Source organism: Mesorhizobium hunchu (genome assembly GCF_040081975.1).
In the GTDB taxonomy this organism is placed as follows: domain Bacteria; phylum Pseudomonadota; class Alphaproteobacteria; order Rhizobiales; family Rhizobiaceae; genus Mesorhizobium; species Mesorhizobium hunchu.
This window is the reverse complement of record NZ_JBEBMG010000002.1, coordinates 491,965-518,281: the sequence shown is the minus strand read 5'-3', so window position 1 is coordinate 518,281 and position 26,317 is coordinate 491,965. Positions and strand designations below refer to the sequence as shown.

At 65.2% G+C, this 26,317-nt stretch carries 24 protein-coding genes; 14 read left to right on the top strand and 10 right to left on the bottom strand.

Annotation, left to right across the window (positions count from 1 at the left end; all coding sequences use genetic code 11):
* Window positions 1-105 precede the first annotated feature (105 nt).
* The 5 genes from ABMA46_RS05980 to ABMA46_RS05960 all read right to left on the bottom strand — a co-directional run bounded on the left by ABMA46_RS05980 (window position 106) and on the right by ABMA46_RS05960 (window position 4,617).
* Window positions 106-1,623 (bottom strand): copper resistance CopC/CopD family protein, encoded by a 1,518-nt coding sequence (locus tag ABMA46_RS05980; RefSeq protein ID WP_425475695.1) that lies wholly within the window; start codon window positions 1,621-1,623, stop codon window positions 106-108.
* Window positions 1,624-1,921: 298 nt separating this feature from the next.
* On the bottom strand, window positions 1,922-2,443 hold the full coding sequence (locus ABMA46_RS05975; protein ID WP_348998388.1) for a YcnI family copper-binding membrane protein: 522 nt from the start codon (window positions 2,441-2,443) through the stop codon (window positions 1,922-1,924).
* Window positions 2,444-2,465: 22 nt separating this feature from the next.
* Entirely contained in the window at window positions 2,466-3,092 is a 627-nt protein-coding gene (locus ABMA46_RS05970; RefSeq protein ID WP_348998387.1) for a copper chaperone PCu(A)C, read from the bottom strand.
* A 97-nt stretch (window positions 3,093-3,189) separates the two neighbouring features.
* Window positions 3,190-3,546: a hypothetical protein gene (locus tag ABMA46_RS05965; protein WP_348998386.1), complete on the bottom strand. Its 357-nt coding sequence runs from the start codon at window positions 3,544-3,546 to the stop codon at window positions 3,190-3,192.
* A gap of 174 nt (window positions 3,547-3,720) precedes the next feature.
* On the bottom strand, window positions 3,721-4,617 hold the full coding sequence (locus tag ABMA46_RS05960) for a GntR family transcriptional regulator (RefSeq protein ID WP_348998385.1): 897 nt from the start codon (window positions 4,615-4,617) through the stop codon (window positions 3,721-3,723).
* Window positions 4,618-4,752: 135 nt separating this feature from the next.
* Here ABMA46_RS05960 and ABMA46_RS05955 point away from each other — a divergent pair, with 135 nt between their 5' ends.
* From ABMA46_RS05955 to ABMA46_RS05935, 5 genes are all read left to right on the top strand, one after another.
* Window positions 4,753-6,258: a UxaA family hydrolase gene (locus ABMA46_RS05955; protein ID WP_348998384.1), complete on the top strand. Its 1,506-nt coding sequence runs from the start codon at window positions 4,753-4,755 to the stop codon at window positions 6,256-6,258.
* Window positions 6,259-6,310: 52 nt separating this feature from the next.
* Complete coding sequence (locus tag ABMA46_RS05950; protein WP_348998383.1) at window positions 6,311-7,327, top strand: aldo/keto reductase; 1,017 nt, start codon at window positions 6,311-6,313, stop codon at window positions 7,325-7,327.
* A 173-nt stretch (window positions 7,328-7,500) separates the two neighbouring features.
* Window positions 7,501-8,496, top strand: coding sequence for an ABC transporter substrate-binding protein (locus ABMA46_RS05945; protein WP_348998382.1), 996 nt, complete (start codon window positions 7,501-7,503; stop codon window positions 8,494-8,496).
* Window positions 8,497-8,673: 177 nt separating this feature from the next.
* On the top strand, window positions 8,674-10,227 hold the full coding sequence (locus ABMA46_RS05940; protein ID WP_348998381.1) for a sugar ABC transporter ATP-binding protein: 1,554 nt from the start codon (window positions 8,674-8,676) through the stop codon (window positions 10,225-10,227).
* Window positions 10,224-11,192 carry an ABC transporter permease gene (locus ABMA46_RS05935; RefSeq protein ID WP_348998380.1) on the top strand — a complete coding sequence of 323 codons (969 nt, stop codon included), beginning with the start codon at window positions 10,224-10,226 and terminating at the stop codon, window positions 11,190-11,192. The genes ABMA46_RS05940 and ABMA46_RS05935 overlap by 4 nt, the downstream gene beginning before the upstream one ends.
* Before the next feature lie 131 nt (window positions 11,193-11,323).
* On the opposite strand, the gene ABMA46_RS05930 is transcribed toward ABMA46_RS05935, so the two are convergent.
* From ABMA46_RS05930 to ABMA46_RS05920, 3 genes are all read right to left on the bottom strand, one after another.
* Window positions 11,324-12,175, bottom strand: coding sequence for a sugar phosphate isomerase/epimerase family protein (locus ABMA46_RS05930; RefSeq protein WP_348998379.1), 852 nt, complete (start codon window positions 12,173-12,175; stop codon window positions 11,324-11,326).
* Between the two features lie 173 nt (window positions 12,176-12,348).
* Window positions 12,349-13,536 carry a Gfo/Idh/MocA family protein gene (locus ABMA46_RS05925; protein WP_348998378.1) on the bottom strand — a complete coding sequence of 396 codons (1,188 nt, stop codon included), beginning with the start codon at window positions 13,534-13,536 and terminating at the stop codon, window positions 12,349-12,351.
* 126 nt (window positions 13,537-13,662) lie between these two features.
* Window positions 13,663-14,718 carry a sugar phosphate isomerase/epimerase family protein gene (locus ABMA46_RS05920; protein ID WP_348998377.1) on the bottom strand — a complete coding sequence of 352 codons (1,056 nt, stop codon included), beginning with the start codon at window positions 14,716-14,718 and terminating at the stop codon, window positions 13,663-13,665.
* A 396-nt stretch (window positions 14,719-15,114) separates the two neighbouring features.
* On the opposite strand from ABMA46_RS05920, the gene ABMA46_RS05915 reads away from it, so the two are divergent.
* From ABMA46_RS05915 to ABMA46_RS05895, 5 genes are all read left to right on the top strand, one after another.
* The gene (locus ABMA46_RS05915; RefSeq protein ID WP_348998376.1) at window positions 15,115-16,002 is read left to right on the top strand and encodes a sugar phosphate isomerase/epimerase family protein; all 888 of its coding nucleotides are present in this window, start codon (window positions 15,115-15,117) and stop codon (window positions 16,000-16,002) included.
* Between the two features lie 150 nt (window positions 16,003-16,152).
* Window positions 16,153-17,322: a mandelate racemase/muconate lactonizing enzyme family protein gene (locus tag ABMA46_RS05910; RefSeq protein ID WP_348998375.1), complete on the top strand. Its 1,170-nt coding sequence runs from the start codon at window positions 16,153-16,155 to the stop codon at window positions 17,320-17,322.
* Window positions 17,323-17,324: 2 nt separating this feature from the next.
* A complete protein-coding gene (locus tag ABMA46_RS05905) occupies window positions 17,325-18,041 on the top strand; it encodes a FadR/GntR family transcriptional regulator (RefSeq protein WP_348998549.1) in 717 nt (238 codons plus the stop codon).
* 85 nt (window positions 18,042-18,126) lie between these two features.
* Window positions 18,127-19,137 (top strand): hydroxyacid dehydrogenase, encoded by a 1,011-nt coding sequence (locus ABMA46_RS05900; RefSeq protein WP_348998374.1) that lies wholly within the window; start codon window positions 18,127-18,129, stop codon window positions 19,135-19,137.
* A gap of 58 nt (window positions 19,138-19,195) precedes the next feature.
* Window positions 19,196-19,564, top strand: coding sequence for a hypothetical protein (locus ABMA46_RS05895; RefSeq protein ID WP_348998373.1), 369 nt, complete (start codon window positions 19,196-19,198; stop codon window positions 19,562-19,564).
* A 43-nt stretch (window positions 19,565-19,607) separates the two neighbouring features.
* Here ABMA46_RS05895 and ABMA46_RS05890 read toward each other — a convergent pair whose 3' ends face one another.
* Window positions 19,608-20,903 carry an amidase gene (locus tag ABMA46_RS05890; protein ID WP_348998372.1) on the bottom strand — a complete coding sequence of 432 codons (1,296 nt, stop codon included), beginning with the start codon at window positions 20,901-20,903 and terminating at the stop codon, window positions 19,608-19,610.
* Window positions 20,904-20,980: 77 nt separating this feature from the next.
* Between ABMA46_RS05890 and ABMA46_RS05885 the strand changes: the two genes are divergently transcribed.
* The gene (locus ABMA46_RS05885) at window positions 20,981-21,715 is read left to right on the top strand and encodes a DUF4336 domain-containing protein (RefSeq protein WP_348998371.1); all 735 of its coding nucleotides are present in this window, start codon (window positions 20,981-20,983) and stop codon (window positions 21,713-21,715) included.
* 22 nt (window positions 21,716-21,737) lie between these two features.
* Here ABMA46_RS05885 and ABMA46_RS05880 read toward each other — a convergent pair whose 3' ends face one another.
* A complete protein-coding gene (locus ABMA46_RS05880) occupies window positions 21,738-22,784 on the bottom strand; it encodes a LacI family transcriptional regulator (protein WP_348998370.1) in 1,047 nt (348 codons plus the stop codon).
* A gap of 352 nt (window positions 22,785-23,136) precedes the next feature.
* Between ABMA46_RS05880 and ABMA46_RS05875 the strand changes: the two genes are divergently transcribed.
* The 3 genes from ABMA46_RS05875 (at window position 23,137) to ABMA46_RS05865 (ending at window position 26,314) form a co-directional block, all read left to right on the top strand.
* Entirely contained in the window at window positions 23,137-24,396 is a 1,260-nt protein-coding gene (locus ABMA46_RS05875) for an ABC transporter substrate-binding protein (protein WP_348998369.1), read from the top strand.
* Between the two features lie 101 nt (window positions 24,397-24,497).
* Entirely contained in the window at window positions 24,498-25,394 is an 897-nt protein-coding gene (locus tag ABMA46_RS05870; protein WP_348998368.1) for a carbohydrate ABC transporter permease, read from the top strand.
* Window positions 25,391-26,314: a carbohydrate ABC transporter permease gene (locus ABMA46_RS05865; RefSeq protein ID WP_348998367.1), complete on the top strand. Its 924-nt coding sequence runs from the start codon at window positions 25,391-25,393 to the stop codon at window positions 26,312-26,314. The genes ABMA46_RS05870 and ABMA46_RS05865 overlap by 4 nt, the downstream gene beginning before the upstream one ends.
* Window positions 26,315-26,317: the final 3 nt, after the last annotated feature.

The following is a 26,317-nucleotide window of genomic DNA, read 5'->3' as shown; positions in this document are numbered from 1 at the left end:
TGTCTGGAAGCGGTCCTATTTGGCGCTGACGGACGCCGGCGTCAACACAGGGAAATCGGTTATTCAATCGGTTCGACCTGCGGCCGGGCGAACCGGCCGGCGGACTCAGCGGGGCCGGATGTCGATCGGGCCTTCGATCTGGATCATGTCGAAGTCGGAGACGAGAATGTCGAGCCTGGCGGTCCATCGCCCGGCGAAGGGCACGACAAGATCGTCGATGCGCCAGGTGCCGTCGCCGGGCTTTCGCGCCTCCCGTTTCAGCGGCTCGACGCCGGAATCGGGCTTGGAGAGGACCAGCGTCACCGCCTTGGCGTCGAGCGGCCCGAAATCGCCGGTCATCACGACGATGGAGGCCGACGTCGTGCCCGCATGGCCGGGCGTGATCGAGAGATCGGCCATCGCCTGCTCAGTGTGGATATGCGTCGAGGCCGGCTGCGCGGCGGCCAGCGCCAATGCGCGGGGCGGCGGCGTGAAGCGCCATCCGGCGGCGACGCCGAAGATCGCCAGGACGATGAGGATCTCGGCGGCCGTCGAGCGCGCCAGCAGCGTGGCAGGGTGGTGCTCGCCCATCTGTGCCGGCACCGTCAGGCGCCATCGATTGATCGCGGCCAGGGCGAACAGCACGGCCAGCAAGGCGAGCTTGGCGAGCAGCAGGCGGCCGTAATCTGTCGCCAGCAATGCATCCGGCGTCCGGACCTGGATGACGGCCAGCACGACGCCCGAGGCGGCGAGGATCGCGACCACCGGCAGGATGGCGCGTGAGAAGCGCGCCAGGAACCGAAGCGCCTCGGGGGCGCGCCTTGTGAAGGCGAGTCCGAGCGGCATGAGCGCGCCGGTCCAAAAGGCGATGGCCGCGCCGTGGAGGAAGACGAGCGGCCGCGTCAGCCATTGCGGCTCGGCGGCGCTGGCATGGCCGCTGGAGGCCAGGGCCATGCCGACGCCCGCGAGGGCGGCAAGGGAGAGAAAGCGGCGATACGGCAGGGTCAGCGACAGCAGCGCCAGCCCCAGCGCGATCGAGGCGATCAGCACCGTCCATGCGAAGCTGGTGGAAAGAGCGGCGCGCCATATGGCCGGATCGGAGAAATGCGATAGCGGCGCATCCAGGGCGTCGAGCCCCTGCAAGCCGAGCGACAGCGGCGCGGCCGCGAGGCCTAGCAGCACAAGGCCGGCGGCGCTGCGCCTTCCGTCTCTTCCTGCCGTCAGCCAGGCCAGCGAAAACGCGCCGCCGACGCCGAGGAAAAGGCCACCGTAGAGCAGCACCTTTGCGGCCCAGATGGCTGTGCGTACAGGCCAGTCCACCGCCTCCGTGACGGCTGGAGCGGCGCTTGGCGCGCCGATCGAGAAAAGAAGCGAGCCGCCGACCGGATGGCCATCGGCGGAGACGACGCGCCAGCTCAGCACATGCGTGCCCTTGCCGAGATCGCGCGGCGCGTCGATGGCGACCGTACCGCCGTCGACCTCGAAGCCGGACAGCCTTTCGGGCGTTCCGTTCGGCCGGACCAGCGTCAACACAAGCGGCGAGACGGGCTCGTTGAAGGTCAGCGAGAAGCGGGCCGGGGCCTGCGCCAGCACGGCGCCGTCGCCGGGGTCGGCGGAAATCAGCGCGGCATGGGCGAAGGCCATAGCCGGCAGGGCCAGCCAGAACAGGAGGGCGATGAGAAGGCGGCTTATCGCGACGGTCGCGCACCTCCACCCCTGTCCTTGCCGGGGCGAGCCACGCGTCTCGCCCGTCCTGCGGACCCCCACAAGAGGGAGGGAGACGCCGACATCACCGTCTCGCTCCAAATCGCAAACGTTGGCGGCCTGTGGCAAAGTTGCAAAATCCCCCTCCCCCTTGAGGGGAGGGGTCAGGGGCGGGGGTGGAGCGCCATATGGAAGAAGAGAGATTGTCATATGCGACGCCTGAGGTCGGTAGGCCGCCTCACGTCTTCGGCAGGAGCTTCAGGCCGGGCGCGGGCGTTTCCAGGTCGTCCTCGCTCTGGCCCTTTTGCGGGATCTGGATCCAGCGCTCCACCGCGCCGCCCTCGCATTCCTGCACGACGGGGAAATAGAGCGTCTCGCCGGCCGGCAGGTCGCCGGCCAGCGTGCCGCGCAGGACGAACTCGTCGTAGAACTCGTCCGGCAGCCTGCCGCCGGTCCAGTCGATTTCCTGCACGCCCTCCGTCACCTTCTCGCCCCACAATTCGTAGGCCTTGGCATATTTGCCCTTGACGGTTTTCAGTTCCCAGCTGGCCTTCGGCATCGGCTTGGCGGCGATGAAGCCCTCCGGCAGCCTGACGCGGACGGCGATGGTGGCCTTGCCGTCGCAGCCGTGCGGAACCCTGAGCACGGCCTTGTAGGTCGAGCCGACGGCGGCTTCGCCTTTCTCGAGCGTGATGTGGGCAAGGGCGGGAACGGCGCCGAACGCCACGAGGGCGGCGGCGGAAAGAATACGCTTCAGCATCGGTCGTCTCCTTCGCTCCGGCTCAGTTGCCCGTATCCATTTTCATGGCGCCCGATTTCATGTGGTCCGTGTGGGCGTCGTCCGGCTTCATGCTGCCGGCTCCCTGGCCGCCCCCTTGGCCGCCCCCCTGGCCGCCCATGCCTTCCACCGCGAACTCGACATCGACGCTGCCGGCCTTTTCGAAGGTCAGTGTGGCCGGGAATGTCTTGCCCTGTTGCGGCGGCGTCTTCAGGTTCATGAACATGACGTGAAAGGCGCCGGGCTTCAGCGCGACGGTGCCGCCGGCGGGGATTTCCAGGCCGCCTTCGACCGGGCGCATAGTCATGACGCCATCCTTGACGGTCATCTGATGGACTTCGGCCTTGCCGGAAATGTCGGAGCTGATCGACACCAGCCGGTCGGCGTCGCTGCCGTGGTTGGTGATGGTCATGTAGCCGCCGGCGACCTGCGCGCCGGGCGGCGTGGCGCGGGACCAGGGATGGTCGATTTCGAGGTCGCCGAGCTTGAACTCGTGCGCGAGCGCGCCGTGCAGTCCGGCGAAAAGCAAGGCGAGGGCGAAGACGGCGATGCCGAGCCGTTCCTCGAAGGAACGAAGGCGGGTGAAAAGCAGGGAAGCCGCAGGGGCGGCGTGACGGGATGTGAACGACATGGGAACTCCATGAATGGAACTGCGCCGGCGGGCCGGTCGCGCGATTGTCTGGATTGGGGAGAAGGAAAAGCCCGGCGGTCGGCGCGCGGGCAAGGCGTCAGGCGGTCAGCGGCGGGGCGCGGGGATTGGCCGTCGCGCGCTCGCGCGGGAACTGGGCCGGCGCGGGCGACGGCACCGCGAAGGCGACCGTCTCGAAGACGACGCCGTGCGAAAAGGCCAAGCCTGCCGGCGGCGCGTTGAAGGTCGCGCCCGACATGACGCAGCCGAAGGCGCAGCAATCGGGAAGGTGCTGTGGTTGCTGGCCGCCGGCGGGCAGTTCGGCGGCGCCCGAGTGGGTGCAGATGACGTTGCCGAAGGCGTCGATCTGGGCGGCCTGCGGACCGCCGCCGAAGGCCAGTGCGCCCAGCGCCGATTGCAGGACGAGCATATAGGCCGCGACGAACGCGACCGCCATGCGTGATCTCCTGTAGCCTGCGCCGGACAAACCATTCCCCTCTGCGACGACGATATATCTAGCATGGCTCGGCACGACAGAACATCGCCAAAGCCGCCATGCGGCAAACTGGTCTGGAGCGGCCTTGCGTGAAGAGACGGAAGGCGTGAGAGGATATGCAGCCGGCCCTGCCGGTCAGGACCCGCCGGCGACTTCGGGCACCGAGGTGAGAAGCGTGTGGCGCGCCGATCGCAGGTGCTGCCGGCAGGTGGCGTCGATCCTTGCGGGATCGCGGGATTTCAGCGCGTCGATATAGGCGAGATGCTCCCGCACTGCGACCTCGTTGCGCTGGCGCTCGCCTGCCTTGTTCCACTGGTAATGGTAGTGGAAGATCATGGCGATGACATCGTAGAAATCAACGATGAAGCGGTTGTGGGAGGCGCTGTGGATGAGCCGGTGCAGCCGCTCGTCCAGTTCGGAAAACGCGGTGAAGCGGGTGGCGATAGCGCCGGCGAGCGCGTGGTGCTCGGCCTCCAGGGCATCGAGCTCGGTCCATACCGGGCTGTCCTGCGGCAGGTCGACGAAAGCGGCGGCGGAGCGCAGCTCGAACATCTCGCGGATTTCCGTCAGCTCCAGCGCGAAGGCGCGGTTGAAGCCCTTCAGCACCCAATGGCTGTTGCGGCGCTTCTCGATCAGGCCGAAGCGGGAGAAGCGGATCAGGAACTCGCGCACGCTGGTGGTGCCGACGCCGATCTCGCGGGCCAGCTCCAGCTCGTTGATCTGCGTGCCTGCCTCGGCGCCCGACTCCAGCAGGCGGCGCATGAAGGACCGTTCGATGATCTGGGAGAGCGAGTCGGTCTCTTCCTCGGGAAAGAAGTCGTCGGCGCCGGGGGAGCGCAGCACCTTCTTCTCACGCTTGTTCCATTCGATGAGGCCGGTTTCCTCCATGCGCGCCAGGATCGAGCGCACGGTTGTGCGGCTGACGCCGAGCATCGCGCCGAGCTCCGGCTCCGAAGGCAGGTTGCCGGTGGTCTCGAGCAGCCCGAGGCCCTTGTTGTAGGCGTCCTTGTAGACGTTGTTGCTTTTCGCCATGATCGCGTCCCCGGCAGGTCGCCTACGCGAAAAAACAATTGACGCAAATTGTTTTTTCCCGATAAAAGACATTAGCCGCGCTTGGCGCGCTGTCAACCGGTTTCGCCCAGGCCGCCCGACCCAGGATCATCTTTCGTGACCGTCTCCAGCAGCATTCTCCTGTCCCCTTCCGACAACGTGGCCGTCGCCAATGGCAGGCTGGAAATCGGAGCCTTGCTGCCGGGCGGCGCCGTCACCGTCGAGGCGATCGAGCCGGGGCACAAGGTGGCGACGCAAGCTATAGCGGCTGGCGAGGCCGTGGTGAAATACGCGCAGGCGATCGGCAAGGCGACGCGCGACATCAAGGCGGGCGAACACGTCCACTCGCACAATCTGGCGTTCGAGTCCGGCCGCATGCCGGTGGTGCCGCCCGGCGAGGCCGAGCACGCCACCGAGGCCGACAAGACGCGCACCTTCATGGGCTACAGGCGCGCCGACGGCCGCGCCGGCACGCGCAATTTCGTCGGCATCATCGCCAGCGTGAACTGCTCGGCGACCGTGTGCCACGCCATCGCCGACGAGGCCAACAAGCGGCTGCTGCCGAAATATCCCGGCATCGACGGCTTCGTGCCGATCGTGCACGGGCAGGGCTGCGGCATGAGCGCGACCGGCGACGGCATGATGGTGCTGCACCGCACGCTCGCGGGCTATGCGCGCCATCCGAATTTCGGCGGCATCCTCATGGTTGGGCTCGGCTGCGAGGTCAATCAGCTCACCCTCTACGGCCAGAAGGGCGTCGCCGCCGGCAAGCGCCATTTCAACATCCAGGACTCCGGCGGCTCTCGCAAGTCGGTCGAGCGCGCCATGGGCGTGCTTGAGGAGATCGCGCAGGAGATCGGCCATCTCGAACGCGAGCCGATCCCGCTCAGCGAGATCGTCGTCGGCCTGCAATGCGGCGGCTCCGACGGCATGTCGGGCATCACCGCCAATCCGGCGCTGGGCGCGGCGGTCGATATCCTCGCCGATGTCGGCGGCGTCGGCATCCTGTCGGAGACCACCGAGATCTACGGCGCGGAGCATCTGCTCGCCTCGCGCGCCGCCAGCCCCGAGATCGCCGAGAAGCTGGACGGGCTGATCAAGTGGTGGGAGAACCACGTCGCCAAACACGGCGCCTCGATCGACAACAATCCGTCGCCCGGCAACAAACGCGGCGGGCTGACGACGATCCTGGAGAAGTCGCTGGGCGCGGTGGCCAAGGGCGGGTCCTCTCCGCTCAACGGCGTCTTCAACTATGCCGAAAAGGTGAGCGGCAGCGGCCTCGTCTTCATGGACACGCCCGGCTACGACCCCGTTTCTGCGACCGGCCAGGTGGCGGGCGGTGCCAATGTCATCGTGTTCACGACCGGACGTGGCTCCTGCTTCGGCAGCCATCCGACACCTTCGATCAAGGTCGCCACCAACAGCGCGCTTTACAATTCCATGGAAGAAGACATGGACGTGAATTGCGGGGTCATTGCCGCGGGCGACAAGACGATCGCCGAGATGGGCCGCGAAATCTTCGAACTGATCGTCGAAACGGCCTCCGGCAAGAAGACCAAGAGCGAACTGTTCGGCTACGGCGACAATGAATTCGTCCCCTGGCATCTGGGCGCAACGCTCTAGCGGGACTTTACTATCGCCTGGCTGGACAAGGCGGGCAGGGAGGAAATCAGGTATGAAGAAACGGCGGATCGGCAAGACCGCGCTGGAGGTCACCGAATACAGTTTCGGCGGCGCCTCCCTCGGCAATCTTTACGAGGCCGTTTCGAACGAAAACGCCATGGCCACGCTGGACGCGGCCTGGTCGGCGGGGATGCGCTATTTCGACACCGCGCCGCATTACGGTTTCGGCCTGTCGGAACGGCGCTTCGGCGATTACCTGCGGACGAAGCCGCGCGACAGCTACGTGCTGTCGACAAAGGTCGGCCGGCTGTTGAAGCCGGTGCCGCAGGACCAGGTGCCGAACCTGGGTTTCGTCGATCCGCTGCCGTTCAACCTGACATACGACTACAGCTATGACGGCATCATGCGCTCGGTCGAGTTCAGCTATGCGCGTCTGGGGCTGAACCGCATCGACATTCTCTATGTGCACGACATCGGCGTCTATACGCACGGCGTCGAGCTTACGAAAATCCATCTCGCGCAATTGCTGGACGGCGGCCTCAAGGCGCTGGAGGAGCTGAAATCGGCGGGCACGATCGCGGCCTACGGGCTGGGCGTCAACGAGGTCGAGGTGTGCCTTGAGGTGCTACGGCGCGCGCCGCTGGACTGCATATTGCTGGCAGGGCGCTATTCGCTGCTCGACCGCTCAGCGGAGGCAGAACTGATCCCGCTTTGCCGCGACAAGCAGACGTCGCTGGTGATCGGCGGGGTGTTCAATTCGGGCATCCTTGCGACGGGGCCGAGACCCGGCGCCCATTTCGACTACGGTCCCGCCCCGCAGGACGTGCTCGACAAGGTCGCGGCGATGGAAGAGATCGCACGGCAGGGCGGCTATCCGCTGGCAGCCGCGGCGATGCAGTTTCCGCTCGCCGAACCCTGCGTGGCGACGGTGCTGATCGGCAGCGCCAAGGCGTCCAGCATCGAACGCAACATGGCGCTGCCGGGCGTCGCCGTCCCGCGGACCGACTCTGAGACATACCGTCCCTACACGATCGTCCAGCCGCCGCTGACCGGCGCCGTGCGCGAGTGAGTGGGAGATGTCGGGTCGGTCCGGTTTTGGCCGGGCTGCAAAACAGGCTTGCAAGCCATTATGCGATGGCTTAACAAAACAGGCGCAATTGTTTTTTATCGATAAAGACCTGTTTGGGGCTCGCCTCTCCGGCAGGGATTGACCAGTCACCAGGCGACTTAGGGAGGAAGCCTATGAAATTCGTCACCACCATGCTCAATCGCCGTTCGCTCGTCGCACTGGCGGCGGCGTCCATGCTTGCCGGCGCGCTGCCCGCCATGCCGGCCGCAGCCGCCGACGTCACCATCCCGATCATCGTCAAGGACACGACCTCGTTCTACTGGCAGATCGTGCTCGCCGGGGCGCGCAAGGCTGGCGAGGATCTCGGCGTCAAGGTGCCGGAGCTCGGCGCGCAGGCCGAGACCGACGTCAACGGGCAGATCTCGATCCTCGAGAACGCCGTCGCCAGCAACCCCGCGGCCATCGTCATCGCGCCGACCGAAGCCAAGGCGCTCGGCAAGCCGATCGACGACGCGGCCAAGAAGGTGAAGGTCATCGGCATCGATTCCAGCGCCGATTCAAAGGCCTTCACCTCGTTCCTGACGACCGACAACGTGCAGGGCGGACGCGTCGCCGCCGACGGTCTGGCCGAGGCGATCGGGGCAGCCAACGGCGGCAAGATCGAGGGCAAGGTCGCCCTCATCACCGCGCAGCCCGGCGCCGGTTCGCTCGAGCAGCGCCGCCAGGGCTTCACCGAGGAGCTGAAGGCGAAGTATCCGGGCCTCGAACTGGTGGCCGACAAATATGCCGACGGCCAGGCCACCACCGGCCTCAACATCGCCACCGACCTGATCACCGCCAATCCGGACCTCAAGGGCATCTTCGCCTCGAACCTGATCATGGCGCAGGGCGTCGGCCAGGCGATCGCCGAGAACAATCTCGGCGGCAAGGTGGCGCTGGTCGGCTTCGACAATGACGACAAGCTGGTCAAGTTCCTCGAAGACGGCGTCATTTCGGCTCTGGTGGTCCAGGACCCGTACCGGATGGGTTATGACGGCATCAAGACCGCGCTCGCCGCCTCCAAGGGCGAGAAGGTCGAGGCGTTCGTCGACACCGGCGCAAACCTGGTCACCAAAGCCAATATGAAGGATCCGAAGATCGACGCGCTTCTCAATCCGAAGCTCAAGTAAGATTCGGCCTCGCGCATCCGGGGCAGGGCACCGCCCCGGATGCTTCATCTCCTGACCGTCGCTCGACGGCTTGCAAAAATCCGCAAGTGGTTCAGGCTGGCCAGAAGAGCACCTGGTGCGGTGCCGGCCATGCCGATCGGGGAGGCCAATCGGGGAGGTCAATCGGGGAGGATTGTCATGTCATCGACGACAGCGGAACGGCATCCGCCCGCGAATGCCGCGCCAGGCGGCGCCATTCTCGAATTGCGCGGGCTGGAGAAGAAATATCCAGGCACGCATGCGTTGAAACCGACGACGCTTGCCTTCAGGGCCGGTGAAATCCATGCCATCGTCGGCGAGAACGGGGCGGGCAAGTCCACCCTCATCAAGCTGCTCACCGGCGTCATGCCGCGCACTTCCGGAGAGGTGTTGTGGGAAGGCGGGCCGGTGGCGCTCGCCACGCCGCACGAGGCCATGGACCTCGGCATCAACGCCGTGCACCAGGAAATGGTGCTGTGCCGGCACCTGACCGTCGCCGCCAACATGTTCCTCGGCGAGGAAACCGTCCGTTACGGCCTGCTCCAGCAGCGCGCCATGGTGCGCGACGCGCAGAAGATCATCGACGATCTCGGTTTCGACCTGCCCGCCCGCGCCCTGCTCGGCGACCTCACCATCGGCCAGCAGCAACTCATCGCCGCGGCGCGCGCAACCGTGCGCGGCACGAAATTCCTCATCTTCGACGAACCGACCGCCTATCTCACCCGCAAGGAGGCCGACCAGCTCTTCGCGCTGATCCGGCGGCTGAAGGCCGAGGGGGTGACGATCATCTACATCTCGCATCGCATGGAGGAGGTGTTCGAACTGGCCGACCGCGTGTCGGTGCTGCGCGACGGCACCTATGTCGGCACCCGCGACATCGGCGAAACCGACGAGGCCGAACTCGTGCGGCTGATGATCAACCGCTCGATCGAGCAGATCTATCACAAGGAACGCTTTACGCCCGGAAAGGTAATCCTCGAGACGCGTAGCCTGTCGGGCAAGGGGTTCGAGGACGTCTCGATGACGGTCCGCGAAGGCGAGATCGTCGGCCTTTACGGATTGGTGGGAGCCGGCCGCAGCGAATTCGTCACCACCGTCTACGGCCGCCATGCGAAGTCGGCCGGAACCGTCCTGTGGAACGGCGAGGCGGTCGACATCCGCTCCGAGCATGACGCGATACGGCTCGGCATGGCGCTGGCACCCGAAAGCCGGCGCGATCAGGGGCTTTGCCTGAACCTGCCGGTCGGTCTCAACCTCAACCTGCCGATCTACAAGCGCATCTCTAAGAACGCGTTGATTTCGGGCGGGCAGGAGAAGGCTCATGCCGAGCGGCAGATCGCTGGGCTGCGCATCAAGACGGCGGGCCGCGGGGCGCTGGCGTCCAGCCTGTCGGGCGGCAACCAGCAGAAGATCGTCATCGGCAAGTGGCTGAACCACGGCGCGAAGCTCTTCATCTTCGACGAGCCGACCGTCGGCGTCGACGTCGGCACCAAGGCCGAAATCTACCGGCTGTTCTCGACGCTTCTGGCCGAGGGGGCGGGCATCATCCTGATCTCCTCCTACCTGCCGGAGGTCTACGAACTATCCGACACGCTCCATGTCTTCCGCAACGGCCGTGTCGTGGCGAGCCATGTCTATCACGCGGCCAGCCATGAACGGATCCTGTCCGAAGCGCTGGAAGCGACGACACAAAAGAATGGGGAGCAGCCATGAGCACCGAAACATTGCCGGCGGAGAAGCCGAAGCGGAATTTCAATGTCCTGTTCGGACTGACGCTGCTGCTTCTTCTGATCGCCCTGTGGATCGCGCTGTCGGTGGCGACGCCGTCCTTCGCCTCGGAGATCAACATCTCGAATCTCCTGCGCCAGGGCTCGATGATCGCCATCCTCGCGGTCGGCCAGACCTTCGTCATCATCACCGCCGGCATCGACCTGTCGGTGGGCGCGATCGTCGGTTTCTGCACCGTTATCCCGGCGCTCGTCATCAATGCCGGCTGGCCGGTTCCGGTCGCGGTGCTGGCGACGCTGCTGGTCGGCGTGGCGATCGGCCTGTTCCACGGCTTCGGCATCGTCAGGATGGGCCTGCCGCCCTTCATCATCACGCTGGCCACCCTGACCTCGCTGCGGGGCGTCGGCCTGTTGATCACGAACGGCAATTCGATCTCGATCCAGAGCGACGCCTTCCAGGAGTTCTCGCGCAACTCCTTCATCGGCATCCCGAATCTGTTCTGGATGGTCATCCTGGTGGCGGTGCCGTCCTATGTCCTCCTGCATCACAGCCGCTGGGGACGTTATCTCTTCGCAGTCGGCTCCAATCCGGAGGCGGCGCGACTGTCGGGCGTCAACGTGCCGCGCACGATCTACATGGCCTACATTCTGTCGGGCCTGTGCGCAGCCTTCGTGGGCGTGCTGCTCGCCTCGCGCATCGGCATCGGCAACCCGACCCAGGCCGAGGGCTGGGAACTGCAGGCCATCGCATCGTCGGTGATCGGCGGCACGTCACTGTTCGGCGCCATCGGCTCGGTGCATGGGCCGCTGCTCGGCGCGTTCATCCTCGCCACGATCAACAACGGCGCCAACCTGCTCAACGTGAATTCGTTCTGGCAGCGCGTCATCACCGGCCTGCTCATCATCGTGATCGTCTATTTCGACGGGCTGAGGCGCCGGGGCACGAAATAGCGATCGGGCAGGACAGCAGGCGCGGCGGGCGGTCCGCCGCTCCTGCGTTTCCGGATTCGCGTGGCGGCTTGGTCCCTGTTTTTCAGCATGTCTTTATCCCGAAACCGGCGCCCACTTTCGGCAGACATGCTTTAAGCCGCCTTTTCCCAGCTTTGCCTGATGTGCCGGTAGCCGTCGCGGTAGACGGCCTCGGGGCTTTCGGCGAAATCGCGCCAGACCTTTGTGGCGGCGGCGAGGTCGGCAAGTCCGCGGCCGAAGGCTTCGATGGTCAGCCAGTCGTCATAGCCGCTGTTGCGGATCGCCGCGAAGGTTTCCGCCCAGGGAATGTTGCCGCGCCCCGGCACGCCGCGATCGTTCTCGGAGATGTGGACGTGGACGATGTTCCTGCGGTTCTTGGTATAGGCGCCGATCGGGTCGGTCTCCTCGATATTGGCGTGGAAAGTATCGTACATGGCGCGGATATGGGGACGGTCGACCTCGTCGATATGGGCGCATAGCGCTTCCATCGTGTTAAACAGATAGCATTCGAAACGGTTGAGCGCCTCTAGGCCGATGGTGACGCCCCTGTTTCCCGCATGATCGCCGATGGCGCGCTGGGAGGAGACGGAGCGCTTCAACTCGGCGTCGGTCGGCCCGCTGCCCGAGAATGCGCCCAGCGTCGAATGCAGCGGGCCAGACAGGGTTGGCGCGCCGAGTGCGGCCGCGCAGTCGATGGCGTTCTTCATATAGGCGATGCCGGCCTCGCGGGTGGCGGCGTCCGGCGAAATCAGGTTCATCGCCGGATCGCCCATGGCCGAGACGGCGGTGCGTTCCAGGCCTATGCGGTCGAGCAAGTCGCCGAGCCGCGCGTAGCCGTCGGGCGTGCCTTCGAAGATCGGGATCTCCACGCCGTCATAGCCGGTCGCCTTGATGTCGCGCAGCAGCGCCTCGTGCTCGCCGGTGACGCGGGTGGTCCACAGGAACATGCACATGCCGATTTTCATTGGTGTTCCCCCCGTCGTTTACCCCTCACCCGGCCATTTCGAGCCGTCATTCCGGGGCCGCGCAGCGGAACCCGGAATCCAGGGCGGGAACGCTGCCAATCCAGGCCAGGCCAAGTAATGTCGGCATTCTGGATTCCGGGTTCCGCTGCGCGGCCCCGGAATGACGCGATGCCCTACAATTTCGTCCAGGCGCCGTTCTTCTTCGACGATTTCACGCAGGCCTCGATGAAGGCCATGCCTTCGACACCGTCCTGCACGGTCGGGAAGACGACGTCCCTGGGCGGTTTGCCGCCTTTCCTGCGGGCGGCGCGGATCGCCTTCGCGGCTTCCTGGTAGATGTTGGCGAAGCCCTCAAGATAGCCTTCCGGGTGACCGGACGGAACCCGGATCAGGCGGCCGGCCACCGGCATCGCACCCGCGCCGGCACGGGTCAGCAACTGCTTCGGCTGGCCGAAGGGCGTGTACCAGAGATAGTTCGGATCGGCCTGCACCCACTCCAGACCGCCCTTGGTGCCGTAGACGCGCAGCTTCAGCCCGTTTTCGTGGCCCGGCGCCACCTGGCTGGCCCACAGCATACCCTTGGCAGGATGCGCCTTGCCTTTTGCCTTGAAGCGCAGCAGCACGTTGACGTTGTCGTCAAGCTGGCGCCCCGGCACGAAGGAATCGAGGTCGGCCGACAGCGAATCCAGTTCCAGGCCCGAGACGAAGCGGGCGAGATTGTAGGCGTGGGTGCCGATGTCGCCGAGCGCCCCGCCGGCGCCGGCCTGCTTCGGGTCGGACCGCCACGACGCCTGTTTCTGGCCGGTGGCGGCGAGGTCTTCCGTCAGCCAGTCCTGCGGATATTCGGCCTGCACGAGCCGAATGTCGCCGAGCTGGCCCTTCGCGACCATCTCGCGCGCCTGCCGGATCATCGGATAGGCGGTGTAATTGTGGGTGAGGACAAAAACCTTGCCGGTCTTCTCCACAACAGCCGCCAGCTTCTTCGCCTCTGCCAGCGTCATCGCCAGCGGCTTGTCGCAGATGACATGGATGCCGGCGTTGAGGAAGGCCATCGCCGCCGGCACGTGGACGTTGTTGGGGGTGACGATGGCGACCGCCTCGATGCCGTCGGCGCGCTTCGCCTCCGCCTTTGCCATCTCGGCATAGCTGCCATAGCTGCGGTCGGGATCGAGGCCAAGTTCCTCTGCCGATGCCCTGGCACGCTTCGGATCGGACGACAGCGCGCCGGCAACCAGTTCGAACTCGTTGTCCATGCGCGCGGCGATGCGGTGCACCGCGCCGATGAAGGCGCCCTGGCCACCGCCCACCATGCCGTAGCGGATCGGACCGCTACCGGATTCCACCTGCCTGCCGCTGACCATGTTTGTCCTCCTTTAAGCGGCAGTCGGCAGTCGGCAACAGGCAGTCGGAATATCTTTGACGGGCACTACGGCTCGACCAGAATTCGCCATCCGACTGCCGACTGCCTATTGCCGACTGCCTGCGTTTCAAATCCCCATCATCGCCCTGAGCAACTTCTTGTCTTCCTTGCCCGCGGCGAAATCGTCGAAGGCCTTTTCCGTCACCCTGATGATGTGGTGCTGGATGAAGGGCGCGCCCTCGGCCGCGCCGTCCTCGGGATGTTTCAGGCAGCACTCCCATTCCAGCACGGCCCAGGACGAGTAGTCATACTGCGCCAGCTTGGAGAAGATGCCGCCGAAATCGACCTGGCCGTCGCCGAGCGAGCGGAAGCGGCCGGCGCGGTTCAGCCAGCTCTGGTAACCGGAATAGACGCCCTGGCGTCCATCCGGGTTGAACTCCGCGTCCTTCACGTGGAAGGCCTTGATGCGCTCGTGGTAGATGTCGATGAAGGCGAGGTAGTCCATCTGCTGCAAGAGGAAGTGCGACGGGTCGTAATTGATGGCGCAGCGCTTGTGGCCGCCCAGCGCGTCGAGGAACATCTCGAAGGTGGCGCCGTCGAACACGTCCTCGCTCGGATGGATCTCGTAACCGATGTCGACGCCGTGATCCTCGTAGACGTCGAGGATGGGCTTCCAGCGCCTGGCGAGTTCGCCGAAGGCTTCCTCGATCAGCCCGGCGGGGCGCTGCGGGAAGGGGTAGAGATAGGGGAAGGCCAGCGAGCCGGAGAAGGAGACCGAAACGTCGAGGCCCATGTTGCGTGATGCCTTGGCGCCGGCCTTCAATTGTTCGACCGCCCATTGCTGCCGGGCCTTCGGGTTGTTGTGCACCTTGGCGGGCGCGAAACCGTCCATCTGCGCGTCATAGGCGGGATGGACCGCCACGAGCTGGCCCTGCAGATGCGTCGACAGTTCGGTGATCTCGACGCCGGCGTCCTTGCAGATGCCCTGGACCTCGTCGCAATAGGCTTTGGAGGACGCCGCCTTCTCCAGGTCGAACAGTCGGCCGTCCCAGGTCGGAATCTGGATGCCCTTGTAACCGAGGCTTGCTGCCCATCCGGCGATCGCCGGCAGCGAGTTGAACGGGGCCGTATCGCCCGCGAACTGCGCCAGGAAAATGGCTGGTCCCTTCATCGTCGTCGGCATGGTTTCCTCCCTGTGCGGCCCAGCATAACGCGCAGCACGCCGTCTGCCAGTCCGTTTCAGATTTTTGGCGTGCCTCAGACCTCGTCGCTTTCTGGTATTACCAAATGGAATCGAATGGTCAAGCAGCGTCTTGATCTTCAAAACCAGTCCGGATCGTCACAAAAAGGCATAAATATCTATTGATTACAGCCATTTGAATTCTCTGGTCGGCTATTTGCCAGGGCTTCTTGTCGGGTGTTGGAAATTGCTGTAGAGGTCGATGGAAATCCAATTGGTCTAACCAGTTCAAGCATTCTGCTGGCCGATTGGGAGGAGGTCGCGGTCCGCCCTCGACACGATGACGGCGCGTGACCGCATCTGACGGTTCTGGGAAGACAATCTGGGAAGGAAACGATCATGCATCTTTCGACGCACAACTGGATGCGGGCTGAGCCGCTCGAGGTGACGCTCAGGCGCATCAAGAAATTCGGCTACGAATCGATCGAGATTTCCGGAGAGCCAGAGCAGTACAAGACCAAGGAGACCCGTGCGCTGCTCAAGGAGCACGGCATAAGATGCTGGGGGTCGGTCACCCTCATGCTGGGCGACCGCAACCTTGCGGCGAGGGACCAGGGCCAGCGCGAACGGTCCGTGCAATACGTCAAGGACGTGCTCACCATGGTGAGCGAGCTGGACGGCGAGATCATCACGCTGGTGCCGGCCACGGTCGGCAAGGTCGTTCCCGACGGCACCGAGGACGAGGAATGGAAATGGGTGGTGGACGCCACGCGCGAGTGCTTCACCCACGCCAAAAAGGTCGGCGTGCGCATCGCGATCGAGCCGCTGAACCGCTTCGAGACCTATCTGTTCAACCGCGGCGAGCAGGCGATGGCGCTGGCCGACGCGGTGTCGCCCGAATGCGGCATCTGCCTCGACGCCTATCATATCCACATGGAAGAATTCGATGTGGCGGAAGCTATCCGCAAGGCGGGCAAGCGGCTGTTCGACTTCCATGTCGCCGACAACAACCGCTTCGCCGCCGGCCTCGGCACGATCGACTGGAAGAAGATCGTCGGGCTCCTCAAGGAGATCGGTTATGACGGCGCGCTCACCAACGAGTTCGTCGCGCCGGTCGACCGCACGCCCGCCAACCGCTATCCCGACATGGTCGAGCGCAACCCCGTCGACATCTCGCCGGAGCAGCTCAAGTTCATCCAGGATCACGGGTCGAGCCTGCTGACGGAAAAATTCTACACCGACCAGATGCGCATCACGGCGGAGACGATCCTGCCGCTGATCAAGTGAGCTGGGCCTTGGCGTTGACATGAATACACCCCTACCCCTTACCCCTCCCCTCAAGGGGGAGGGGGATTCTGAGGCGCCGGCGCTCCCCTCCCCCTTGAGGGGAGGGGTCAGGGGTGGGGGTACGGCTTGCGAAATGGCAGGAGCAGGCCGTTGCGCATAAAAGCGGTTCAAGCCTGGTGGGTTCGCGTGCCGATCGAGGCGGCGCGGCAGCACCGCAGCGATTTCGGTCAGGTGAAGACCTTCGACGCCGCCATCCTGCGCATCGAGACGAACGATGGTCTCGTTGGCTGGGGCGAGGGCAAGAACGCGGCCGGCAGCGCCGGCAGCTATGGCGCGCTCGTCCACATGCTCAACCACGAGGTCGGGCCGCAATTGATCGGCCGCGACCCGGCCGATATCGCGATCATCTGGGAGATGCTCTACAACGGCTCGCGCCACGAGATGGCGGCGCGCGAGGGCCATGCCATGCCGCAGATCGCGCGGCGTGGCATGAGTGTAGCAGCCATCAGCGCCGTCGACATCGCGCTGTGGGACATTCTGGGCAAGTCGCTCGGCCAGCCGGTGTGGCGGCTGATCGGCGGCCGCAAGACGGATCGCCTGCCGGCCTATGCCTCGGGCGGCTGGGCGGATGCGGACGGCATCGGCGAGCAGTTGCGCTCCTATATCGACAGGGGCGGCTTCAGGGCGGTGAAGATGCGCGTCGGCGCGATGGACGGCGCGCCGCAGGTCTCGGCCGGGCGCGTGCGCGCCGCGCGGGAGGCGTTGGGGCCGGAGATCGACATCATGGTCGACGCGCACGGCACCTACACGGTGGCCGATGCCAGGCGCTTCGTCCATATGGTCGCGGACCAGAACCTCGCCTGGTTCGAAGAGCCTGTCATCGCCGACGACAAGGCCGGCATGGCGGAGGTGCGCGCCAGCGGCGCGGTGCCGATCGCGGCCGGCGAAAGCGAGGCGACCCGCTACGCGTTCCGGGACCTCGCGGTGGCCAAGGCGGCGGACGTGTTCCAGCCGGACCCGGCCTTTTGCGGCGGCATTTCGGAGGCGTTGCGCATCGGCACGATCGCCAGCGCGTTCAACCTGCGCTTCGCGCCGCATCTGTGGGCCGGGGCGCCCTGCTTCTTCGCCGGACTGCATGTGTGCGCGGCCGCACCGGCCTCCTTCATCGTCGAATATTCGCTCGGCGCCAATCCGATGATTCACGACCTGGTCGAAGAGACTGTCGAAGCGCGGGACGGTATGGTAGCGATCCCCGAAAAGCCGGGGCTGGGATTCACGGTCTCGGAAAAATTCCTGGAGGCGCACGCGCAACGCTGTTGACGATGAAAGAAAACACGCTTCTGGCGGAACTCGCCGCCTACCTCTTCTCCCATGCCGACAGCGAGAGCGGCCGCACGCCTTCCGAGCGCGAACTGGCCGAGCATTTTTCCGTCAGCCGCGGCCAGATCCGCGAGGCGCTCGCCATCCTCGAAGCCATGCGCATCGTGGAACGGCGCGCCAAGTCCGGCATCTATGTCGATACCAGGCAGGCGAGCGTGGAGGCGATGGCGCTGTTCGCGCGCGCCGGCCTGCCGCTCGACCCGGTGCAGATCTACGAAACGGTGGAACTCAGGAAGATCCACGAGATCAAGGCGGCGGAACTCGCCTGTGCCCGCGCCACGGAAGAAAATTTCGCGCGGCTGAGGGAGATCCTGAAGGAATCGGAGGAGCAGCTCGCCGCCGGCGAAGGATTGGCCAGGCAGGATCGCGATTTCCATCTGGAGATCGTCCGCGCCACCCAGAACAGCGTGTTCTACCGGATTTGCAGCGTCTACTACGTGATGGGCGAACGGAGGCTGCCGGTCTATTTCAACGATCCCGAGCGCGGGCGCCGGTCGCACGCCGAGCACATCCAGATCTACGAAGCCCTTCTGCGCCGTGACGGCAATCTGGCGCAGGCGCTGATGAGCGCGCATCTGCAAGGCGCGGAAAGCTACTGGAAGGGGCTGATCGGCGGCGACGCCGGCCGGACGACACCGGTGCTGGAAAAGGCAATTTGACGTACACGCTCAGCCCCTTCTCTGGCGAGCAGGCCGGAGAAGGGGAAGAATTTCCGTATTTCAGGACCGGGAGTTTCGATCCATCATGCCCCTGATCCTTTCGACCCACGCGCTGCACCCGAAGGCAAGCGCCATGCTCGCCGCTGCCGGCGAGTTGAGGATCGCCTCCGCCTTCGATGCCGCGACGCTGGCTCGGGAAGCGACCGACGCGGACATCGTCGTCGTGCGCGCGCCGCTGCCGGAGGCGCTGTTCTCCACGGCGAGGAAACTGAAGGCCGCCATCCGCCACGGCGCCGGGTTGGACATGATCCCGATGGACGCCGCCACTGCCGCCGGCGTGCTGGTGGCCAACGTGCCGGGCGTGAACGCACGCTCCGTCGCGGAACACGTCTTTTTCGCCATCCTGGCGCTGCTTCGACGCTTCCGGTCGATGGACCGCGACCTGCGCGAAAAGGGCTGGCTGGCTGGTCGCGCCCATGCCGACGGCAACCACGAACTGTCGGGCCGCACCATCGGCATTGTCGGCCTCGGCGCTGTCGGCCAGACGGTCGGCCACATGGCCGCGCACGGGTTCGGTCTAAACGTAGTCGCCACCACGCGCAGCGCCCGCGCCGCACCCGATGGCGTGCGCTTTCTGCCGGTCGACGAACTGGTGCGCGAAAGCGATATCGTCGTGCTCTGTTGCCCGTTGACACCGGAAACGCGCGGCCTGATGAGCGCTGAGCGCATTGCCTTGATGAAGCCCGGCGCCTTGCTCATCAATGTCTCGCGTGGCCCCGTGATCGATGACGCTGCGCTGATCGAGGCACTTCGCGAAAACCGCATCGGCGGCGCGGCGCTCGACGTCTTCGCCGAGCAGCCGCTGCCCGCGGATCACCCGTATTTCGGCTTCGACAATGTCGTCATCACCCCGCATATGGCCGGCATCACGGAAGAATCGATGATGCGCATGGGCGTCGGCGCGGCCGAAGAGACTGTCCGCGTCCTGCAAGGCGGACTGCCGGTCAATCTGCGCAATCCCGAAGCGGTCGGACGTTACAGGCAGCGGTTTCCCGCGTCGGAAAAGGGACAATCCGGCTCTTCCGAGGGAACTTGAAACCGGCCATCGCGCAATTCGACCTATTTTGCGCAAGATTGGAGCGTCAACTCGCATCATGCGGCTTTATCCGATTGTCTTCGTCGCGTGCTGCGCGGCTCTGGCTTCGACCCCGGCCCCTGCCGGCGCTGAGGCGCGCTACGTCTTCTGCGACAATGGGTTGAGGTGCATCAAGGCGCCTTGCCCGTCCAACAATGCGTTGGACCTGGCCACCGGAACGGTGATGCGGGGCGTCTCTCTCGATCCGGACCGGTTGCCCGGCGAATCTGCCGAAGGGGTGCGAGGCGGAAAGCTCGTCGTGCGCGGCTTTATCCAGCGCCGGACAGTGACCTATACGGGCAAGGAGTACGACCTGCCTTTTCTCGTGGCCACGGCAGTCGAACGGGCCACGACTCCCGCCGAGAACGCGCGCTGCTTTTCCCGGTAGCCGTGCCGGCTTCTCGCCGGGGTGCCGGCGATGCCGCCGAATTTCAAGCCGTCAGAAGAGTTTCCACCGCCGCGGCGATCGCCAGAAGCCGGCTATCGTGGCCATGGCGGCCGACAAGCATGAGGCTGGAAGGAAGGTCTGTGCCTGGCATCGGGAGGGAGATCGCGCACAGGTCGAACTGGTTGGCGACCTGGGTGTTGCGCAGCAGAAGGCCTTCGGCGCGGTCCCGCGCGGCCTCGTCCGCTGCCATTGCGGCGATGGTCGGCGCTAGGATCGGAACGGTGGGCAGGACCAGCGCGTCGAGGCCCGAAAGCCGCTCGTCCATGGCCGCCATAAGCTCGCGGCGCCGGCGCAGCGCCCGCATATAGACAGGCGCCGGTACGGAGGCCGCCCGCGCGAGCGGTTCCGACACATGCGGATCGACGGCGGTGGCGGCACCGGCGGCGAGCCAGTCGGCATGGATTTCCGCGCCTTCCATCGCCGCGATCGAAGCGCGCTTCGTCGCTTTTTTCATCTCGATGAGAAGATCGTCGATGGCAACATCTGCGACAGCCATTCCGGTAAGTGTTAACTTACGCAACGAATGATCGAACGCATCGGCAACCGTAGCTTCGGTGTGTGCGAACAAGGCGCCGCGCGGAATGCCGATGCGGACGCCGGACAGATCGACAGGCTGAAGGTGTCGAAACTCCTCTCCCGCCATGATTGCGTCGGCCGCCGCGCATTCGGCGACGGTCCTGGCCAGCGGCCCGATCGAGTCCAGCGTCGGCGAGAGCGGAAAGGCGCCGTCCAGCGGAACGCGCCGGGCGGTCGGCTTGAAGCCGACGACCCCGTTCAGTGCGGCGGGGATGCGTACCGAGCCGCCGGTGTCTGAGCCTATGGCGACGTCGCTGGTGCCTTCTGCTACCGACACGCCCGCGCCGGAGGACGAGCCGCCGGGGATGCGGGCGGCGTCCGCGGCGTTGCCGGGCGTCCCATAGTGCGGATTGTCGCCGATCGCGGTGAAGGCGAACTCGGTCATCGCCGTCTTGCCGATGATGACGGCCCCGGCGCGTCGCAACCGCGCCACCACGACGGCGTCGGCCTCGGCCGGCCTGACATCGCGGCGCATCAGCGAACCGGCCAGGGTCGGCTCGCCGGCAACGTCGAACAGGTCTTTTACGGAGACGATGGCGCCGTCCAGCGGCCCGAGGGTCACGCCCGCCCTGCGGCGGGCGTCGGCGGCGTCGGCGGCGGCGCGAGCGGGCTCCACATAGAGCCTGGAAAACACCTTCTCTTCTTCCGCCCGCGCGGCGAGGCGCTGCAGCCTTTCCTCCAGGCGATCGCGCGACGATTCCACGATTGTTGCCCTCCGTAGCCGGAACACTATGCTTGCGGCTTGCTTTGTCATGGCAGGAACCCAATCGCAACCGCACCATGTCCACCACCTACGAACCGGTCAACACGCTCAAGCCCGTTCATGAGGATGTCTGGATCGTCGACGGTCCGGAGATCCGGTTCGGACCGCCGGGGCTCAAGATGCCGTTTCCCACGCGCATGACGATCGTGCGGCTGGCCGGGCAAAACCTCTTCATCCATTCGCCGACGGCCTTGTCCGATATGCTGAAGGCCGAAGTCGAAAAGCTCGGCACGGTCAGGTGGATCGTCGGCCCGAACCGGATTCATTACTGGTGGATACCGCAATGGCACGAGGCGTGGCCGCAGGCTGAAGTCTTCCTGGCGCCGCGTATCCGCGAGCAGGCGGGAGACCATATCCGTTTCGACGCCTCGCCGCTGGACGGCGCGGACGGCTATCCCTGGGACAGCGAGATCGCCACGCTGCCGGTCGCAGGCAGCTACATGACGGAAGTGGAATTCTTCCATCGTGCCTCGCGCACCCTCATCCTGACCGACCTGATCGAGAATTTCGAGCCGCGCAGGCTGTCATTGTGGATGCGGCTATTGACCTGGCTGGGCGGCGTCCAGGACCCGCACGGCTCGATGCCGCGCGACATGCGCATGACGTTCTCCGCCGACAGGCAGAAGCTTCGTACGGCGATCGATACGATGATCGGCTGGGCGCCGGAGCGCATCATCATCGCTCATGGCCGCTGGTATCGGCGTGACGGGGCGGCCGAGCTCAGGCGCGCTTTCGGCTGGCTTGAGGGGTGAAAGGGCGGCCACGCCCCCTGGATCATCGGTGCGCTCTCTCGACCGTTCCGGGTCTGCTCACGGTCTGCAGCGAGGCCACCGGCGCACCCGCTATCCGCGCCATGACGGCGTGCGCCAATTCCGAGCCGGCCAGCCGCACATCCTCGTTCACCACGTAGATCTGCGGACGAAACAGGTGCAGCAGGCGCGACGACTGCTTGGAGACGATATCGACCTCACGGCCGAGTTGAAGTCCCGCATCCTCTATGCCGGCCACAAGCGCAAAGGTGGCGCCGCCGGCGCCGCTGACGATGCCGTCGGGGCAGCCCCGACGACGCATCATGTCGACGGTCGAGGCACGGATGGTATCGATGGAATTGTCGAGCGTCGCGGCGGGAAAGGGAATTTCGGACAGGCCATGCTCGGCCAGCGCCTCGGCAAAGCCTTCGCGCATGTGATGGTAATAGCTGAGATTCGGCGGCGGCGGCAGCAGGGCCAGCCGCCTGCGTCCCAGGCCGGCAAGCGTGCGTACCGCCTCGGCCGCGAAGGCGCGGTTGTCGAAGTCGTGGTAGGGATGCTCGATGCCCATGCGGGTGCGGCCGTGCGTGGCGAAGGGAAAGCCGTGCTCGCTCATGTAGCGCACGCGCTTGTCGTCCGGCTCGGTGCGCGAAATGATGATGCCGTCGGCGGACCCGGTCTCGACGATGTAGCGGACCGGTTCGAGTGGATCGTTGTTGCGCGAATAGGGCGTGACGATCAGGTGGTAGGGCGTCGGCGCCAGCGCCTCCGAGATGCCGTAGATCATGTCGGAGACGAAGCCGCCGATCTGCTCCTCGGTGTCGAGGACGAGCGAGATGACGTTGGTCTTGCCGGTGCGCAGGCGCACGCCCGCCCTGTTGGGACGATAGCCGATCTGCCTGGCGACCATCTGCACGCGCTTGCGCGTCTCAGCGCCGATCTCCGGCGCATCCTTCAGCGCGCGCGAAACGGTGGTGACGCCGAGACCCGTCATGAAGGCGAGCGTCTTGAGCGTCGGCCTTTCCGAATGCCGCGTCTCGTCCGCTTCGTCCTGTCGATTGTCTTTGCGCATCCTACCCGTCCGCCAAGGCGCATAGCAGCCGCACCGGGCTGCGGCAACGGCCGATTCCCGCCGGCCTGTCCGACGGTTTCTTCTGGAACCTCAAGTATATTGAAACGTTACAGATTACCAGCATTATGACGTCATGGGCACGTCTGACGCCGGTTACCGTAACAGGCCGTCCAGTCCGAATAATTGCCACGACAGATATGCGGATTTCCTTTCTTCACCGCAATCATCGCATTGCAAAAGACGCGAAGCTGCGGATCGAGAAGGCAGCCTCGATCCGGAGAGGCGGTTGCGCCGGTCTCAAAATTGCCTTATGCACAATCTGTAACGTTTCAGAATTCTGGGAGGAATCGAAATGGGATACAGAAGCGTCACAGCCGCGCTGGCGGCGAGCGCCTTTGCCCTCGCCTTCACCGGTGCGGCACAGGCGACGGACCTGGAGGTGATCCACTGGTGGACGTCGAAAGGCGAGTCGGCCGCCGTTTCGCAGTTCGCCAAGGCCTTCGACAATGACGGCCACGGCGACCATTGGGTGGATAGCGCCATCGCGCTCGGCGAGACCGCGCGCTCGACCGTCATGCAGCGCGTGCTCGGCGGCGACCCGCCGGGCGCCGCCCAGTTCAATCCCGGTCGCCAGTACGAGGAGTTGATCTCCGGCGGCAAGCTTCTCGACCTCACCGACATCGCCAAGGAAAACAAGTGGGAGGAGGTCATCCGCCCGAAGGCCATCCAGAGCGCCTGCCTTGTCGACGGCCATTGGTGGTGCGTGCCCGTCAACCTGCATTCCAACTACTGGGCCTGGTATTCCAAGCCGGCATTCGAGAAGGCAGGGCTGCCCGAGCCGCGAAGCCTGGCCGAGTTCATCAAGGACGCGCCCAAGCTGAAGGAATCGGGCGTCATCCCCTTCGCCATCGGCGGCGACGGCAATGGCTGGCAGATCCAGCTTCTGTTCCAGGACATGGTGACGGAAGCGCTCGGCGTGAAGCAGCGCGACAAGATGTTCACCGAAAAGAGCGCCGACATCGCCGGCGGCCCCGAGATGAAGGGCGTGTTCGAGCAGTTGCGGACGCTCAAGCAATATACCGACAACGGCTACGCAAACCGCAACTGGAATGACACGACCAACATGGTCATCACCAACAAGGCCGCCCTGCAGGTGATGGGCGACTGGGCGCGCGGCGAATTCGCGGCCGCCGGCATGACCGGCGTCAAGGATTTCGGCTGCATGATCGGCCTCAACGAAGACAAGCCGGTGGTCTCGACCGACGGCGACATCATCGTCTTCTTCAAGCAGGACAATCCGGATGTGGAGGCGGCGCAAAAGCGGCTGGCGGCTCTTTTGCTCAGCCCGAAGGTGCAGGTGGCCTTCAACAACGCCAAGGGCTCCATGCCGGTGCGCGGCGACGTCGATTTGGGCACGGCCGATCCGTGCATGCAAAAGGCGCTCAAGGCGGTGGAAGATCCAGCCAAGATCGTCACGGCGACCAACAGGTTCATCACCGAGAACACCAACCAGCAGATCAACGAACTGGTGTCGCAGTTCTTCGCCGACGATTCCATGTCGCCGGACGACGCGACCGCCAAATTTGCCGACGTCATCGCCAACTCGGATTGAGAACGACACAATCCCGAGCGCATCACCGCACTCGGGATTGTTCTTGCGTTTGATCGTAAGCCGGACTGCCGCAATCCACGACAATCGTAACCGACGGGAAGATGCAGAAAAGCTGGACCCGCAGACTAAACCTCATCGCGATCATCGGCACCTTGCCGATGATCCTGGTGGCCGTCGGCGTCTTCGTGATCGGCGTCGGGTTCTCGGTACTGTGGTCGTTCACCTCGTCCAAGCTGTTTCCGAGCTACGACTTCGTCGGCCTCGCGCAGTATCGCCGGCTGTGGTCGGACGGGCGCTGGCTGATCTCGGTCGACAACATCTGGCTGTTCGGGCTGCTGTCGATCGGCTTCAACATGGTCTTCGGCTACCTGCTGGCCGTCTTCATGGACCAGCGCATCCGCAACGAGGATCTGTTCCGCTCGGTCTTCCTCTATCCGTTCGCCATGTCGCTGATCGTCACCGGGCTGGTGTGGCAATGGGCGCTCGATCCCAATCTCGGGCTTCAGCAGGCGATGCGCAATTTCGGCTGGCAGGGCTTTTCCTTCGCGCCGCTGGTCGATTCCCGCACCGCGCTCTACGGGCTCGTCGTCGCCTCGATCTGGCAGGGTTCCGGAGTGACGATGGCGATCCTGCTGGCCGGCCTGCGCGGCGTTGATGAGGAGATATGGAAGGCGGCGCGGGTGGACGGAATTCCCGCCTGGCGCACGCATCTCTTCATCATTGCGCCGATGATGAAGGGCGCGTTCGCGACCGCCTTCGTGCTGCAATGCGTCACCGTGGTGCGGGTCTACGACCTGGTCATCGCCATGACAGGCGGCGGCCCCGGCATCGCCACGACCATGCCGGCGGTCTACGTCATCCAGCTTATCACCGTGCGCCAGAACGTCGGACAGGGCATGGCCGCTGCTACGATGATGCTGCTGCCCATCCTCGTGGTGATCGCCGCGATGGGGCTGCTGCGCTGGCGCCGCAGCCGGGCGGGGAGGGTCGCCGCATGACCGCTGCCGCTACCTTCTCCGTCCGGCCCGCAACGAGCGCGGGAGCGGAGCCGCGCGGGCCGAAGCCCAGGCGGCTGTCGATCGGCCGCTTCGGCGTCTACGCTTTCCTCGTCGTCTCGGCGCTGTTCTTCCTGGTGCCGCTCTACATCATGGTGGTGACGTCGCTGAAGGGCATGCCGGAGATCAGGCTCGGGCATCTCTTCAACCTGCCGGCCGAAGTCACCTTCCAGCCCTGGGTCGACGCCTGGCTGCACGCCTGCACCGGGCGCGATTGCAACGGGCTGAGCCCCGGCTTCCTCAACTCGGTGAAGATCACCGTGCCGAGCGTCGTCATCTCGATCGTCTGCGCCTCGATCAACGGCTATGCGCTGAGCTTCTGGCCGTACAAGGGGGCGAACCTGCTGTTCGGACTTCTGGTGTTCGGCGCCTTCGTGCCCTACCAGGTGGTGATCTACCCGCTGATCATCGGGCTGTCCTCGGTCGGCCTGTTCGCCACGCTGCCCGGCATCATCATCGTGCACGCCATCTTCGGCATGCCGATCCTGACGCTGCTGTTCCGCAATTTCTACGCAGCACTTCCGGTGGAACTGTTCAAGGCGGCGCGCGTCGACGGCGCCGGTTTTTGGCGGGTGTTCTTCCACATCATGCTGCCCATGTCGGTGCCGGTCACCATCGTCGCCGTGATCCTCCAGGTGACGGGCATCTGGAACGACTTCCTGTTCGGCGTCGTCTTCGCGGGAAGGTCCAACTGGCCGATGACGGTGCAGCTCAACAACATCGTCAACACCACGACGGGCGTGCGCGAATACAACGTCAACATGGCCGCCACCATCCTGACGGCCGCGGTGCCGCTCGCCATCTACTTCATTTCCGGCCGCTGGTTCGTGCGCGGAATCACCGCCGGCTCGGTCAAGGGGTGAGGA

Excerpts from the sequence above, each read along its gene's own strand:
- ABMA46_RS05980 (WP_425475695.1), bottom strand. The coding sequence starts at position 1,623 with ATGGCCTTCGCCCATGCCGCGCTGATTTCCGCCGACCCCGGCGACGGC.
- ABMA46_RS05975 (WP_348998388.1), bottom strand. The coding sequence starts at position 2,443 with ATGCTGAAGCGTATTCTTTCCGCCGCCGCCCTCGTGGCGTTCGGCGCC.
- ABMA46_RS05970 (WP_348998387.1), bottom strand. The coding sequence starts at position 3,092 with ATGTCGTTCACATCCCGTCACGCCGCCCCTGCGGCTTCCCTGCTTTTC.
- ABMA46_RS05965 (WP_348998386.1), bottom strand. The coding sequence starts at position 3,546 with ATGGCGGTCGCGTTCGTCGCGGCCTATATGCTCGTCCTGCAATCGGCG.
- ABMA46_RS05960 (WP_348998385.1), bottom strand. The coding sequence starts at position 4,617 with ATGGCGAAAAGCAACAACGTCTACAAGGACGCCTACAACAAGGGCCTC.
- ABMA46_RS05950 (WP_348998383.1), top strand. The coding sequence starts at position 6,311 with ATGAAGAAACGGCGGATCGGCAAGACCGCGCTGGAGGTCACCGAATAC.
- ABMA46_RS05945 (WP_348998382.1), top strand. The coding sequence starts at position 7,501 with ATGAAATTCGTCACCACCATGCTCAATCGCCGTTCGCTCGTCGCACTG.
- ABMA46_RS05940 (WP_348998381.1), top strand. The coding sequence starts at position 8,674 with ATGTCATCGACGACAGCGGAACGGCATCCGCCCGCGAATGCCGCGCCA.
- ABMA46_RS05935 (WP_348998380.1), top strand. The coding sequence starts at position 10,224 with ATGAGCACCGAAACATTGCCGGCGGAGAAGCCGAAGCGGAATTTCAAT.
- ABMA46_RS05930 (WP_348998379.1), bottom strand. The coding sequence starts at position 12,175 with ATGAAAATCGGCATGTGCATGTTCCTGTGGACCACCCGCGTCACCGGC.
- ABMA46_RS05925 (WP_348998378.1), bottom strand. The coding sequence starts at position 13,536 with ATGGTCAGCGGCAGGCAGGTGGAATCCGGTAGCGGTCCGATCCGCTAC.
- ABMA46_RS05920 (WP_348998377.1), bottom strand. The coding sequence starts at position 14,718 with ATGCCGACGACGATGAAGGGACCAGCCATTTTCCTGGCGCAGTTCGCG.
- ABMA46_RS05915 (WP_348998376.1), top strand. The coding sequence starts at position 15,115 with ATGCATCTTTCGACGCACAACTGGATGCGGGCTGAGCCGCTCGAGGTG.
- ABMA46_RS05905 (WP_348998549.1), top strand. The coding sequence starts at position 17,325 with ATGAAAGAAAACACGCTTCTGGCGGAACTCGCCGCCTACCTCTTCTCC.
- ABMA46_RS05900 (WP_348998374.1), top strand. The coding sequence starts at position 18,127 with ATGCCCCTGATCCTTTCGACCCACGCGCTGCACCCGAAGGCAAGCGCC.
- ABMA46_RS05895 (WP_348998373.1), top strand. The coding sequence starts at position 19,196 with ATGCGGCTTTATCCGATTGTCTTCGTCGCGTGCTGCGCGGCTCTGGCT.
- ABMA46_RS05885 (WP_348998371.1), top strand. The coding sequence starts at position 20,981 with ATGTCCACCACCTACGAACCGGTCAACACGCTCAAGCCCGTTCATGAG.
- ABMA46_RS05880 (WP_348998370.1), bottom strand. The coding sequence starts at position 22,784 with ATGCGCAAAGACAATCGACAGGACGAAGCGGACGAGACGCGGCATTCG.
- ABMA46_RS05875 (WP_348998369.1), top strand. The coding sequence starts at position 23,137 with ATGGGATACAGAAGCGTCACAGCCGCGCTGGCGGCGAGCGCCTTTGCC.
- ABMA46_RS05870 (WP_348998368.1), top strand. The coding sequence starts at position 24,498 with ATGCAGAAAAGCTGGACCCGCAGACTAAACCTCATCGCGATCATCGGC.
- ABMA46_RS05865 (WP_348998367.1), top strand. The coding sequence starts at position 25,391 with ATGACCGCTGCCGCTACCTTCTCCGTCCGGCCCGCAACGAGCGCGGGA.